Genomic DNA, 12,398 nt, shown 5'->3' on the forward strand with positions numbered 1-12,398 from the left:
CCGAACAACTCGCCAACAAGGTTTCATCCTGGCAACGTCAAATATGCCCTGGCTCCCGATGCGGGGCCTACCGACAAGAAAGAACCTTTCGATGCAAGCCATCCAGAACATCAACCTGCTCTCGCTGCTCGACACTTTCATCAGCGTCGCGGCCGCGTTCGTCCTCGGCTCGCTGATCGGCCTCGAGCGGCAGATACGACAGCGCACCGCGGGCCTGCGCACCAACACGCTGGTGGCCGTGGGTGCGGCGGTGTTCGTCGATATGGCCAATCGGCTGCACGGCCAGGACGGGGCTGTGCACGTGGTGGCCTACGTGGTCTCGGGCATCGGGTTCCTGGGCGCGGGCGCGATCATGAAGGAAGGCGCCAACATCACGGGCCTGAACACGGCGGCCACGCTGTGGGGGTCGGCGGCGGTAGGCGCCTGCGCGGGCGCCGATCTGCTGGGCGAGGCGATGATCGCCGCGCTGTTCGTACTCGCCAGCAACACGCTGCTGCGGCCGGTGGTCAACCGGATCAACCGCCGCCCGATCAGCGAAGAATCGAGCGAGGCGACCTATGCGGTGCGCGTGATCTGCTCGCGCGCGGCGCGGCCCGAGGTAATGGACCAGTTGCTGCTGCTCCTGGAAGCCGCGAACTACCCGGTGCGCGACGTCGACCAGCACGCCTTCGGGCCGGCCGACACGGAAATCGAGGCAACGCTGTACGCCACCGCAGTCGAGCCGCTGGAGCTCGACCAAGTGATTGCCGAGCTTGAAACGCTCGACGGCGTGCAGCAGGCGTTCTGGAACGCCTCCGCCGAAGACTAAGCGCCGATCAAACGCCGAGGATCGAAACGGCCTTGGTGTTCAGGTAGGCCTCGAGCGCTTCGGGGCCGCCTTCCGAACCGTAGCCCGAATCCTTCACACCGCCGAACGGCATTTCGGGCGACGGCGTGGCGGGCTGGTTGATCCACAGCATGCCGAGTTCGAGCTTCTGGCTCAGCAGGTGCGCGTTCTTGATCGACTTGGTGAAAGCATAGCCGGCCAGGCCGAAGGGCAGGCGGTTGGCTTCTGCAATCGCTTCTTCGAGCTTGTCGAAGCCGCGGATGGCGGCGATGGGGCCGAAGGGTTCGTTGTTGAACACGTCGGCGTCCAGCGGCACGTCGGTCAGCACGGTGGGGGCGAAGAAGTTGCCGGTGTCGCCCACGCGTTCGCCGCCGGCCGCCACGGTGGCGCCCTTCTTGCGCGCGTCTTCCAGCACATGGGCCATGGCCGTGAGGCGGCGGGCGTTGGCCAGCGGGCCGATGGTCGTGCCTTCGGCGAGGCCGTCGCCGAGCTTCAGGCCTTCGGTGTACTTGACCAGCGTGCGGGCGAATTCTTCGCGCAGGCTGTTGTGCACCAGGAAGCGGGTCGGCGAGATGCAGACCTGGCCCGCATTGCGGAACTTGGCCGCGCCCGCTGCCTTGACGGCCAGCGCCACGTCGGCGTCTTCGGCCACGATCACCGGAGCGTGACCGCCCAGTTCCATCGTCACGCGCTTCATGTGCGAACCGGCCAACGCGGCGAGTTGCTTGCCGACCGGGGTCGAGCCGGTGAAGGTGACCTTGCGGATGATCGGGTGGGCGATCAGGTAGTTCGAGATTTCAGCGGGGTTGCCGAACACCAGGCCCACGGTGCCGGGCGGAATGCCTGCATCGACAAAAGCCTGCAGCAGCGCGGCTGGCGATGCCGGGGTTTCTTCGGGCGCCTTCACCAGGAACGAGCAGCCGGTGGCCAGCGCAGCGCCGAGCTTGCGCACGATCTGGTTGATCGGGAAGTTCCACGGCGTGAACGCGGCGACGGGGCCCAGCGGCTCCTTCAGCACGAGCTGCTGTGCGGCCAGGTTGCGCGAGGGCACGATGCGGCCGTAGACGCGGCGGCCTTCGTCGGCGAACCATTCGATGATGTCAGCGGCAGCCAGCGTTTCGCCCTTGGCTTCGGCCAGCGGCTTGCCCTGCTCTTGCGTCAGGAGCTTGGCGATTTCGGGGGCGCGTTCGCGGATCAGGCCGGCGGCGCGGCGCATGACGGCGGCGCGCTCATTGGCAGGGGTATTGCGCCAGGTCTCGAAACCGCGTTGTGCGGCGGCCAGGGCGCGGTCGAGGTCGGCGATGCTGGCGTGAGCCACCTTGCCGATGGCCTTGCCGGTGGCGGGGTTCACTACGTCCAGCGTCTTGCCGCCGGTGGCGTCGACCCATTCGTTGTCGATCAGCAGGCGGGTGTCGGTGTAGGTGGCGGTCATGGCGAACTTTCCTTCGGGGACTGGATGATGAAAAGAAGAATGGGGAATTCTGGAGGTGCTGTGCGGCTCTGCACCCGAAAGGATGCGCCGGCTTCAACGGCAGCCACAGGCCGCCGGAGGCATAGATTAACCCGAGTTCACAAACCTCGCCCGCCGGCGGTCACGGGGGAGGAACGGGGTCGTCATGCGCGCCGAACATAATCCCCGTCACACAAACACACAGAGGACGAGGGAAATCCATGCACGCAGCGCTGCGCAACAACCTGTTTTTCATCAAGGAACACGTCGGCATCTTCAAGGCCGCCAACAACTACGACATCTTCGACCCGAATTCGCAACAGAAAATTCTGGAGTGCCGTGAGCCGAACCTCGGCTTCTTCAGCAAGCTGCTGCGCTTCACCGACTACAAGCGCTTCACGCCATTCGACGTGGTGGTGTCGACGCCCGAAGGGCAGAAGGTGCTGTCGGTCAAGCGCGGCGTGTCCATCTTCCTGTCGAAGGTGCAGGTGCTCGACGGCAACGACCAGGTCGTCGGTTCGTTCAAGCAGAAGCTCTTTTCCATCGGCGGCAAGTTCGACGTGCTCGACGCTCAGGAGCAGATTGCCTGCACGCTCAAGGGCAAGTGGACCAGCTGGGATTTCCGCTTCGTGCAGGGCAGCACCGAGTTCGCCGCCGTGTCCAAGAAATGGGCGGGGCTGGGCAAGGAGCTCTTCACCACCGCCGACAACTACATGCTGTCGATCGACCCGGGCGTGCCGGCCAACGATGCCCGCCGCCTGCTGATCGTGGCGGCGGTGATGTGCATCGACATGGTGCTGAAGGAGTAAGAAAGCTCCTTACAGCACCAGCAGCGCGCGGAAGTCGTTGACGTTGGTGTGGGTCGGGCCGGTCACGAACAGATCGCCGATGGCGTCGAAGTAGCCATAGGCGTCATTGCGGTCGAGGTGGTCCGACAGCTTCTTCCCGGCAGCGGTGGCGCGCGCCAGCGTGTCGGGCGTGACGAAGGCGCCCGCGTTGTCTTCCACACCGTCGATGCCGTCGGTGTCGGCGGCGAGCGCCCACACCCGCGGCTGGCCCATGAGCGCACCGGCCAGCCCCATGCAGAACTCGCCGGCCCGCCCGCCGCGGCCTTTGGCCTGGCCCGGCTGGCGTGGGCGGATCGTCACCGTGGTCTCGCCGCCCGAAAGAATCACGCAGGGCCGCGCGAACGGCTCGCCGCGGTGCGCCACGGCGCGCGCGAGCGCAGCGTGCACCTTGCCGACTTCGCGCGATTCGCCTTCCATTTCGTCGCTGAGGATGTGCGCCTCGATGCCGGCCTCGCGCGCAGCCTTGGCCGCCGCTTCGAGCGACTGCTGCGGCGTGGCGATCATGTGCGTCTCGTGGCCCTTGAACACGGCGTCGTGCGGCTTGGGCGTTTCGAGTTCACCGCTTTCGAGTTGCGCGCGCACCGGCGCGGGCACTTCGATGCCATAGCGGTCGAGGATGGCGAGCGCATCGGCGCAGGTGGTGGCGTCGGGCACCGTCGGGCCGCTGGCGATGACGGCTGCGTCATCGCCGGGCACGTCGCTGATCGTCAGCGTCACCACGCGGGCCGGCGCGCATGCCGCCGCCAGCCGGCCACCCTTGATGCGCGACAGGTGCTTGCGCACGCAGTTCATCTCGCCGATGCCTGCGCCGCTTTCGAGCAGTTGCTTGTTGATGCGCTGCTTGTCGGCCAGCGTCAAGCCTTCGGCCGGCAGCACCAGCAGCGACGAACCTCCACCCGAGATCAGGCACAGCACAAGGTCGTCGGCCGTGAGGCCCTGCGTCAGCGCGAGGATGCGCTCGGCGGCCTGCTGGCCTGCTGCGTCGGGCACGGGGTGTGCGGCCTCGACGATCTCGATGCGCTGCGGCACGCCTTCGGGCCGCGGCGGAATGTGGTCGTAACGCGTGACGACCAACCCCGACAGCGGCGCATCGGCCGGCCACAGGGCCTCGAGCGCCTGCACCATCGAGCCGCCGGCCTTGCCTGCGCCCAGCACCAGCGTACGGCCCTTGGGCGGCGGCGGCAGATGAGCGCCCAGCGTGGACAGCGGCAGCGCGCGGTCCACCGCCACACGGTAGAGATGTTCGAGGAAGGCGCGCGGGGCTTCGCGCGGATCGGGAGCGGGGCCGAAGGCGGGGTTCGATGCGGTCATTGCTGCTTTGTCTCCAATCCGGCGATTGTGCTGCGGACCGTGACCCGCCCTCTTGCCGCCGGTCAACTTCTGTCTGTCTAGTTGGTCTTTGCGCCAGCCTGGAACCAGCGGCTGATGAGGGCCCGCTCTTCGTCGGTGATGCCCGTGGCGTTGTTCATCGGCATGATCTTCGTGACCACCACCTGCTGGTAGATCGCCTGTGAATGCGCGGCCACTTGCTCCGGCGAATCGACGCGCACGTTCTTCATCTGAACGGCCGCGCCGTGGCACATGAAGCAGCGCTGTTCGAGCACCTTCTGCACGTCCTTGAACGGCACGGCAGGCGCAGCGGCAGCCACCGCGGGGGCCGCCACGGGTTCAGGCTTCATCCAGACGATGGTCAGGCCCAGCACCACGATGCCGACCAGCGCATAGGGCAGCGGGTTGCCCGCATTGCCCAGCTTGAAGCGGTGCCGCACCACGAAGAACTGACGAATGGCCGCGCCGCCGAGCATGATCAGCAGCAGCACGATCCAGTTGTACTTGTGCGTGTACGTAAAGCTGTAGTGGTTGCTCAGCATCGCGAACAGCACCGGCAGCGTGAAGTAGGTGTTGTGCACGCTGCGCTGCTTGCCGCGCTGGCCGTGCACCGGGTCCACCGGCTTGCCTTCGCGCAGCGCCGCCACGTTCTTGCGCTGGCCGGGGATGATCCAGAAGAACACGTTGCCGCTCATGGTCGTGGCCATCATGGCGCCCACCAGCAAGAAGGCCGCGCGGCCCGCGAACCACTGGCAGGCCAGCCAGGTCGCGAAGGCGATGAAGATGGCGATCAGCACGCCGACGATGGTGTCGCCGTGCTTGCGCCGGCCGAAGATCTGGCAGATGCCGTCGTACACCATCCAGAACACCACGAAGAAGGCCAGCGCCACGGCAATGGCGGCGCCGGGCTGCCAGTCCATCTTCGACTTGTCGATGAGGTACGTGCTCGCGTTCCACAGGTACGACATGGTGAAGAGCGTGAAACCCGTGATCCAGGTCGAATAACTCTCCCAGTACGACCAGTGCAGGTGGTCCGGCAGCTTCTTGGGCGCCAGCGCGTACTTCTGCATGTTGTAGAAGCCGCCGCCGTGCACGGCCCATTGCTCGCCGCCCACGCCCTTGTCGAGCGATTCCTGGTCCTGCGGCTTCTCGAGGCTGTTGTCCAGCATCACGAAGTAGAAGGAGGCGCCGATCCAGGCGATGGCGGTGATGACGTGGACCCAGCGCAGCAGCAGGTTGGCCCAGTCGAGGTAATAACTTTCCATATGCTTCTCTCTCAACCCGATTGGCGCGTGGGGGCACCAAGGAGGGGTTTCAGCCTGCTCACCACCGCGGGCGCTGTAAGCAGAGAAAGTGCCGCGAACGCAGGCTCCATGAAAAAATGGGCCTCGCTCCGCTGCGGCTTGTTGTGGACCGAAAGTGTATACAGTTTTGGCAAGGGACGGGGCTGTTTTTTAGGGCGTGGCCGCCGGGAAAACCCTGTTCAGCCCAGCGATTGCAACAACTGTGCCGCCACCGCCACGGCGATCACCTCGGGCTCCTTGCCCGTGATGCCGGGCACGCCGATCGGGCAGGTGATGCGGGCCAGTTCGCCGGCCGTGAAGCCCCGCGCCTCGAGCCGATGGCTGAAAGTGGCCCACTTGGTCTTGCTGCCGATCAGGCCGACATAGGGCAAGTCGTTGCGCTCGCGCAGGCGCTTCAGGCAGGCGATGACGATGTCCAGGTCTTCGGCATGGCTGAAGCTCATGATGAGCACGCGGCTGCCCGGCACCAGCGCGGCCACGGCGTCCTGCACGGGTTCTGAATGTTCGGTGTCGATCTGCGCGGGCAATTCGTCGGGAAACACGCCGTCGCGGCTGTCGACCCAGCGCACCGCAAACGGCAGCGCAGCCAGCAGCCTTGCCAGTGCGGCGCCCACATGGCCGCCGCCGAACAGCGCCACGGGCTTGAGTTGCGCGACCAGTTCGCGCTGCAGCCTTGGCGCATCAGCGGCCGTGATGCGCTCGTACGACAGGAACATCACGCCGCCGCAGCACTGTCCCAGGCTCGGGCCCAGCGGGTAGCGCTGGATGCCATCGAAGGGCTTGCGCGAGCCGGCCAGCATTTCGCGTGCTTCCTTCGTGGCCTGGAATTCGAGCTGCCCACCGCCGATGGTGGCCGTGAGCGCCTCGGCCCACACCGCCATCCAGGTGCCGGCCTCGCGCGGTGCCGAGCCCTGCGTCGATTCGACGCGCACCAGCACCGCGTCTTCGTGGCGAAGACGTGCCAGCAGTTGATCGACCGCACCGCTCATCGTTGTCGATACCTTCGGTTGCCTGGCCCGTGAGGACTCACGGTATAAACCCGGCGATGAATCGCCAGCTTACGCCCCGCCGCCTTGCACTTGCTGCTTCCGTTCTTTCCGCCCTCTGGCTGGCCGGCTGCGGCAGCCCTGGCGCCGTGCCCGGCCAGTTGAGCAGCGCCTCCCCTTCCAACGCATCCGGCCGGGTGCCTCGTGCATCGAACGCCGCCACGGCGCGCGACTACCGCCGCGATGCGGCGCGCCACATCTACGAGATCAACCGCTCGCGCATCTACGGCGGGCAACTGCCGCCGATGCTCTATGCGGTCGGTACGCTGCAGGTGAACCTGGATGCGGGTGGCAAGGTGGTGTCGATGCACTGGTTGCGCGCGCCCCAGCATGCGCCCGAAGTGATCGCCGAGATCGAGCGTGCCGTGCTGCAGGCCGCGCCCTTCCCCGCCGCCACGCGCCTCGGAGCGGTCACGTGGACCGACACCTGGCTGTGGGACAAGAGCGGGCGCTTCCAGCTCGACACCCTGACAGAAGGCCAGCAACAAGGCGACTGACCTCAGGAGCCCCGGTACGTGGAGTAGCTCCACGGACTGACGAGCAGGGGCACGTGATAGTGCTGGTCGGTGTGCGCCACGCCGAAGTCCAGCGACACCTTGTTCAGGAAGTTCGGCTCAGGCAGCTTGACGCCGCGAGCCTTGAAGTAACCCGCCACGTCGAACACCAGCCGGTAGGTGCCGGCCTTCAGCGAGTTGTTGTCGTACAGCGGGCCGTCGCTGCGGCCGTCCGAATTCAGCGTGAAGCGCTTCACCAGCGTCGCGGCGTCGCCGTCGGTGGTGAACAGCGCGACCTCCATGCCGGCTGCGGGACCGCCATGCATCGTGTCCAGTACGTGAGTGCTCAGGCCCATGGGGCGCTCCTTGAAATGGGTGCGGGAAATTCCGGTGGACAAAAGTGTATACAGTTACCGGCTTTGGGTCTATCATGAAAAACATGGAGTCCTCCACCACCCGTTCGATCGTCGATGCCCTCACGAAGGCCATCGTCGAGCACCGGCTTCAGCCCGGCACCAAGCTGGCCGAGCAGAAGCTGGCCGATCATTTCGGCGTCTCGCGCACGCTGGTGCGCCAGGCGCTGTTCCAGCTGTCGCAGAACAAGCTCATACGCCTCGAGCCCGCACGCGGCGCCTTCGTGGCCGCACCGGCCGTCGACGAGGCCAAGCAGGTGTTCGCCGTGCGCCGCATGCTCGAAGCCGAGATGACGCGCGAGTTCGTGCGCACCGTCACGCCCGCCAAGATCAAGGCGCTGAAGGAGCACGTTGCGCTCGAAAAATCAGCCGTGTCGGGCGAAGACATCTCGGGCCGCACCGAGCTGCTCGGCGACTTCCACGTGCGCATGGCCGAGCTCATGGGCAACCAGGTGCTGGCGCAGATCCTGGGCGAACTCATCTCGCGCTGCGCCCTCATCACGCTGATGTACCAGAGCGCCAGCGCGGCCGAGCACTCCAACGACGAGCACGCCGACATCGTGAAGGCGCTGGCCGCGCGCGACGAAGAGCGCGCCGTGCGCCTCATGACCGAACACCTGGAGCACGTCGAGGCCAATCTCACGTTCGACCGCAAGGTGCCCACCAACGACATCTCCCTCGCGCTGTCCTGATCCAAACCATGACCGTCTACGACACTACCCTGCCCTACCCGCGCGACCTCGTCGGCTACGGCCGCAACCCGCCCCACGCCCAATGGCCGGGCGGTGCGCGCGTCGCGGTGCAGTTCGTCCTCAACTACGAAGAAGGCGGCGAGAACGCCACGCTGCACGGCGATGCGGGCTCCGAGCAGTTCCTCTCCGAGATGTTCAACCCGGCGAGCTTTCCAGACCGGCACATCAGCATGGAAGGCATCTACGAGTACGGCTCGCGTGCCGGCGTGTGGCGCATCCTGCGCGAGTTCGAAAAACGCGGCCTGCCGCTGACCGTGTTCGGCGTGGGCATGGCGCTTGAGCGCTACCCCGAGCTGACCGCCGCCTTCAAGGAACTGGGCCACGAGATCGCCTGCCACGGCTGGCGCTGGATCCACTACCAGAACCTCGACGAAGCCACCGAGCGCGAACACATGCGCCTGGGCATGGAAGCCATTGAAAAGCTCACCGGCGAACGCGCCCTGGGCTGGTACACCGGCCGCGACAGCCCGCGCACGCGCCGCCTCGTGGCCGACTACGGCGGCTTCGAATACGACAGCGACTACTACGGCGACGACCTGCCCTTCTGGATGAAGGTGCAAAAGACCGACGGCACCGTGGTGCCGCAGCTCATCGTGCCCTACACGCTCGATTGCAACGACATGCGCTTCGCGCTGCCGCAGGGCTATTCGCACGCCGACCCGTTCTTCCAGTACATGAAGGACACCTTCGACGCGCTGTATGCCGAAGGCGACCCGAACGGCGACAACAGCCCGAAGATGATGAGCATCGGCATGCACTGCCGCCTGCTCGGGCGGCCGGGCCGCATCACGGCGCTGCAGCGTTTTCTCGATCACATCGCACAACACGACCGCGTGTGGGTCTGCCGGCGCGTCGACATCGCGCGCCACTGGAAGCAGGCGCACCCCTTTGAAGCCGGAGCCGCATCATGAGCCTCACCATCGCCCAACTCAACGCCGCGGTGCCGGCCGCAGCCGTCGCGCTGCTCGACGGCATCTACGAGCACTCGCCCTGGATCGCTCAGCGCGCGCTGGCCGCTCGCCCGTTCCGCTCGCTCGCGCATCTCAAGCATGCGCTCGTGCAGGCGCTGGCTGCTTCGTCGGCCGACGAGCAGATCGGCCTGATCCGCGCCCACCCCGAGCTCGCCGGCAAGGCCATGGTCAGCAAGACGCTGACGGCCGAATCGACCAACGAGCAGAGCAAGGCCGGCCTGACCGACTGCACGCCCGAGGAGTTCGCAAAGATCCAGCAGCTCAACGCCGACTACAACGCGAAGTTCGGCTTTCCGTTCATCCTCGCGGTGCGCGGCCCGCGCGGCACGGGGCTGGCCAAGCGCGAGATCATCGACACCTTCGCGCGCCGGCTGTACAACCACTCCGACTTCGAACTCGGCGAGGCCCTGCGCAACATCCATCGCATTGCGGAGATTCGCCTCGACGACAAGTTCGCCGCCGACGTCACGCTCGGCAACGACGTGTGGGACTGGCAGGAACAGCTCTCGGTGCACACCGATCCCGGCTACGCCGAGAAGGGCCAGCTCACCGTCACCTACCTGACCGATGCGCACCGCGCCTGCGCCGCACAGATCAGCGCGCTGATGCGCGACGTGGGCTTCGACTCGGTGCACATCGACGCGGTCGGCAACGTGGTGGGCCGCTATGAAGGCTCGACGCCCGGCGCCAAGACCCTGCTCACCGGCTCGCACTACGACACCGTGCGCAACGGCGGCAAGTACGACGGCCGCCTGGGCATCTTCGTGCCGATGGCCTGCGTGCGCGAACTCAAGCGTCAGAACAAGCGCCTGCCCTTCGCCTTCGAGGTGGTGGGCTTCGCCGAAGAAGAAGGCCAGCGCTACAAGGCGACCTTCCTCGGGTCGGGCGCGCTCATCGGCCACTTCGACCGGCGCTGGCTCGACCAGAAGGATGCCGACGGCATCACCATGCGCGAGGCCATGCAGCAGGCAGGCCTGAAGGAAGAAGACATCCCGAAGATCCAGCGCGACCCGGCGCGCTACCTCGGCTTCGTCGAAGTGCACATCGAACAGGGCCCGGTGCTCACCGAGCTCGACCTGCCGCTGGGCATCGTCACCTCCATCAACGGCAGCGTGCGCTACGTGGGCGAAGTGATCGGCATGGCCAGCCACGCCGGCACCACGCCCATGGACCGCCGCCGCGACGCCGCGGCCGCCGTGGCCGAGCTGATCCTCTACACCGAGCAGCGCGCCGCCAAAGACGGCGACTCGGTCGGCACCGTCGGCATGCTCGAAGTGCCCAGCGGTTCCATCAACGTGGTGCCGGGCCGCTGCAAGTTCAGCCTCGACCTGCGCGCGCCCAACAACGCGCAGCGCGACGCGCTGGCCACCGACGTGGTCAACGCGCTGAAGGACATCTGCGAGCGCCGCGGCGTGCGCTACGAGCTCGAAGAAACCATGCGCGCCGCCGCCGCGCCCAGCGCACCCGCCTGGCAGCAGCGCTGGGAAAAGGCCGTCGATACGCTGGGCATTCCGCTCTTTCGCATGCCCAGCGGCGCCGGCCACGACGCGATGAAGCTGCACGAGGTGATGCCGCAGGCCATGCTGTTCGTGCGCGGCATCAACTCGGGCATCAGCCACAACCCGCTCGAATCGAGCACCAACGACGACATCCAGCTCGCAGTGCAGGCCTTCCAGCTGCTTCTGGAAAACCTCACCGCCGAACAAGCCCACTGATTCACAGAAGAACAACCATGACCGACTACGCCAAGCTCGACGCCTGGATCGACGCCCACTTCGACGAGGAAGTGCAATTCCTGCAGCAACTCGTGCAGGTGCCCACAGACACGCCACCGGGCAACAACGCGCCGCACGCCGAGCGCACCGCCGAGCTGCTGAAAGACTTCGGCCTCGACGCCGAAAAACACGCCGTGCCCGCGCAGGAAGTGAAGGACTACGGCCTCGAATCGATCACCAACCTGATCGTGCGCCGCAAGTACGGCAACGAAGGCCGCACCGTGGCGCTGAACGCCCACGGCGACGTGGTGCCCCCCGGCGAAGGTTGGACGCACGACCCGTATGGCGGCGAGATCGCTGACGGCAGCCTCTACGGCCGTGCTGCAGCAGTCAGCAAGAGCGATTTCGCCAGCTTCACCTTCGCGCTGCGCGCACTCGAGGCGGTGGCCAAGCCGACCAAGGGCAGCGTCGAGCTGCACTTCACCTACGACGAAGAGTTCGGCGGCATCCTCGGCCCGGGCTGGCTGCTCGACAAGGGCCTGACCAAGCCCGACCTGATGATCGCGGCCGGCTTCAGCTACGAAGTGGTCACCGCGCACAACGGCTGCCTGCAGATGGAAGTGACGGTGCACGGCAAGATGGCCCACGCCGCCGTGCCGGCCACCGGCATCGACGCGCTGCAAGGCGCCGTGAAGATCCTCAACGCGCTGTATGCGCAGAACACGCTCTACCAGCAGGTCACGTCGAAGGTCGAGGGCATCACGCACCCGTATCTCAACGTCGGCCGCATCGAGGGCGGCACCAACACCAACGTGGTGCCCGGCAAGGTCGTGTTCAAGCTCGACCGCCGCATGATCCCCGAAGAGAACCCGGTCGAAGTCGAAGCCGCGATCCGCAAGGTGATTGCCGATGCGGCCGCCGAGAGCGCGGGCATCACGGTCGAGATCAAGCGCCTGCTGCTCGCCAACTCGATGAAGCCGCTGGCCGGCAACAAGCCGTTGGTCGATGCGATCCAGAAGCACGGCGGCGAACTGTTCGGCGAGCCCATCAAGGCCATGGGCACGCCGCTGTACACCGACGTGCGCCTGTACGTCGAAGCCGGCATTCCCGGCGTGATCTACGGCGCCGGCCCGCGCACGGTGCTCGAATCGCACGCCAAGCGCAGCGACGAGCGCGTGGTGCTCGAAGACCTGCGCCGCGCCACCAAGGTGATCGCGCGCACGCTCAGCGACCTGCTGGCCTGATCCTGA

12 protein-coding genes are annotated in these 12,398 nt (G+C 66.4%); 7 read left to right on the forward strand and 5 right to left on the reverse strand.

Going from position 1 to position 12,398, the window contains the following annotated elements:
- The first annotated feature begins 91 nt into the window (after nucleotides 1-91).
- Nucleotides 92-808, forward strand: coding sequence for an MgtC/SapB family protein (locus tag ACN9MV_RS23550; RefSeq protein ID WP_093058856.1), 717 nt, complete (start codon nucleotides 92-94; stop codon nucleotides 806-808).
- Between the two features lie 7 nt (nucleotides 809-815).
- On the opposite strand, the gene ACN9MV_RS23555 is transcribed toward ACN9MV_RS23550, so the two are convergent.
- Nucleotides 816-2,258: an NAD-dependent succinate-semialdehyde dehydrogenase gene (locus ACN9MV_RS23555; RefSeq protein ID WP_093058857.1), complete on the reverse strand. Its 1,443-nt coding sequence runs from the start codon at nucleotides 2,256-2,258 to the stop codon at nucleotides 816-818.
- Between the two features lie 239 nt (nucleotides 2,259-2,497).
- Here ACN9MV_RS23555 and ACN9MV_RS23560 point away from each other — a divergent pair, with 239 nt between their 5' ends.
- Nucleotides 2,498-3,085 carry a phospholipid scramblase-related protein gene (locus tag ACN9MV_RS23560; RefSeq protein ID WP_426389727.1) on the forward strand — a complete coding sequence of 196 codons (588 nt, stop codon included), beginning with the start codon at nucleotides 2,498-2,500 and terminating at the stop codon, nucleotides 3,083-3,085.
- A gap of 9 nt (nucleotides 3,086-3,094) precedes the next feature.
- On the opposite strand, the gene ACN9MV_RS23565 is transcribed toward ACN9MV_RS23560, so the two are convergent.
- The 3 genes from ACN9MV_RS23565 to xdhC all read right to left on the reverse strand — a co-directional run bounded on the left by ACN9MV_RS23565 (nucleotide 3,095) and on the right by xdhC (nucleotide 6,746).
- Nucleotides 3,095-4,435 carry a glycerate kinase type-2 family protein gene (locus ACN9MV_RS23565; RefSeq protein WP_426389728.1) on the reverse strand — a complete coding sequence of 447 codons (1,341 nt, stop codon included), beginning with the start codon at nucleotides 4,433-4,435 and terminating at the stop codon, nucleotides 3,095-3,097.
- Nucleotides 4,436-4,512: 77 nt separating this feature from the next.
- Nucleotides 4,513-5,718 (reverse strand): urate hydroxylase PuuD, encoded by a 1,206-nt coding sequence (locus tag ACN9MV_RS23570; RefSeq protein ID WP_093058860.1) that lies wholly within the window; start codon nucleotides 5,716-5,718, stop codon nucleotides 4,513-4,515.
- Nucleotides 5,719-5,936: 218 nt separating this feature from the next.
- A complete protein-coding gene (gene xdhC / locus ACN9MV_RS23575) occupies nucleotides 5,937-6,746 on the reverse strand; it encodes a xanthine dehydrogenase accessory protein XdhC (protein WP_426389729.1) in 810 nt (269 codons plus the stop codon).
- 56 nt (nucleotides 6,747-6,802) lie between these two features.
- Here xdhC and ACN9MV_RS23580 point away from each other — a divergent pair, with 56 nt between their 5' ends.
- Entirely contained in the window at nucleotides 6,803-7,300 is a 498-nt protein-coding gene (locus ACN9MV_RS23580) for a hypothetical protein (RefSeq protein WP_093179694.1), read from the forward strand.
- A 2-nt stretch (nucleotides 7,301-7,302) separates the two neighbouring features.
- On the opposite strand, the gene uraH is transcribed toward ACN9MV_RS23580, so the two are convergent.
- Nucleotides 7,303-7,653 (reverse strand): hydroxyisourate hydrolase, encoded by a 351-nt coding sequence (gene uraH / locus ACN9MV_RS23585; RefSeq protein ID WP_056519771.1) that lies wholly within the window; start codon nucleotides 7,651-7,653, stop codon nucleotides 7,303-7,305.
- Between the two features lie 74 nt (nucleotides 7,654-7,727).
- On the opposite strand from uraH, the gene ACN9MV_RS23590 reads away from it, so the two are divergent.
- Genes ACN9MV_RS23590 through ACN9MV_RS23605 form a run of 4 tightly spaced genes read left to right on the forward strand, consistent with a single transcriptional unit; the run spans nucleotide 7,728 to nucleotide 12,392 of the window.
- Entirely contained in the window at nucleotides 7,728-8,402 is a 675-nt protein-coding gene (locus tag ACN9MV_RS23590; protein ID WP_093058863.1) for a GntR family transcriptional regulator, read from the forward strand.
- 8 nt (nucleotides 8,403-8,410) lie between these two features.
- Entirely contained in the window at nucleotides 8,411-9,373 is a 963-nt protein-coding gene (puuE, locus tag ACN9MV_RS23595) for an allantoinase PuuE (protein ID WP_097198491.1), read from the forward strand.
- Nucleotides 9,370-11,148, forward strand: a complete 1,779-nt coding sequence (gene uraD / locus ACN9MV_RS23600; RefSeq protein ID WP_426389730.1) for a 2-oxo-4-hydroxy-4-carboxy-5-ureidoimidazoline decarboxylase — start codon at nucleotides 9,370-9,372, stop codon at nucleotides 11,146-11,148. Before puuE ends, uraD begins: the two co-directional genes overlap by 4 nt.
- Before the next feature lie 17 nt (nucleotides 11,149-11,165).
- Entirely contained in the window at nucleotides 11,166-12,392 is a 1,227-nt protein-coding gene (locus ACN9MV_RS23605; RefSeq protein WP_093058866.1) for a M20 family metallopeptidase, read from the forward strand.
- The last annotated feature ends 6 nt before the right edge of the window (nucleotides 12,393-12,398 follow it).

The organism is Variovorax sp. R-27 (genome assembly GCF_049913215.1).
In the GTDB taxonomy this organism is placed as follows: Bacteria; Pseudomonadota; Gammaproteobacteria; order Burkholderiales; family Burkholderiaceae_C; genus Variovorax.

Bases quoted from the DNA above. Each gene is read 5' to 3' on its own strand.
- puuE (WP_097198491.1), top strand. From the start codon at position 8,411: ATGACCGTCTACGACACTACCCTGCCCTACCCGCGCGACCTCGTCGGC.
- ACN9MV_RS23560 (WP_426389727.1), top strand. From the start codon at position 2,498: ATGCACGCAGCGCTGCGCAACAACCTGTTTTTCATCAAGGAACACGTC.
- ACN9MV_RS23550 (WP_093058856.1), top strand. From the start codon at position 92: ATGCAAGCCATCCAGAACATCAACCTGCTCTCGCTGCTCGACACTTTC.
- xdhC (WP_426389729.1), bottom strand. From the start codon at position 6,746: ATGAGCGGTGCGGTCGATCAACTGCTGGCACGTCTTCGCCACGAAGAC.
- ACN9MV_RS23565 (WP_426389728.1), bottom strand. From the start codon at position 4,435: ATGACCGCATCGAACCCCGCCTTCGGCCCCGCTCCCGATCCGCGCGAA.
- ACN9MV_RS23605 (WP_093058866.1), top strand. From the start codon at position 11,166: ATGACCGACTACGCCAAGCTCGACGCCTGGATCGACGCCCACTTCGAC.
- ACN9MV_RS23570 (WP_093058860.1), bottom strand. From the start codon at position 5,718: ATGGAAAGTTATTACCTCGACTGGGCCAACCTGCTGCTGCGCTGGGTC.
- ACN9MV_RS23580 (WP_093179694.1), top strand. From the start codon at position 6,803: ATGAATCGCCAGCTTACGCCCCGCCGCCTTGCACTTGCTGCTTCCGTT.
- ACN9MV_RS23555 (WP_093058857.1), bottom strand. From the start codon at position 2,258: ATGACCGCCACCTACACCGACACCCGCCTGCTGATCGACAACGAATGG.
- uraH (WP_056519771.1), bottom strand. From the start codon at position 7,653: ATGGGCCTGAGCACTCACGTACTGGACACGATGCATGGCGGTCCCGCA.
- uraD (WP_426389730.1), top strand. From the start codon at position 9,370: ATGAGCCTCACCATCGCCCAACTCAACGCCGCGGTGCCGGCCGCAGCC.
- ACN9MV_RS23590 (WP_093058863.1), top strand. From the start codon at position 7,728: ATGAAAAACATGGAGTCCTCCACCACCCGTTCGATCGTCGATGCCCTC.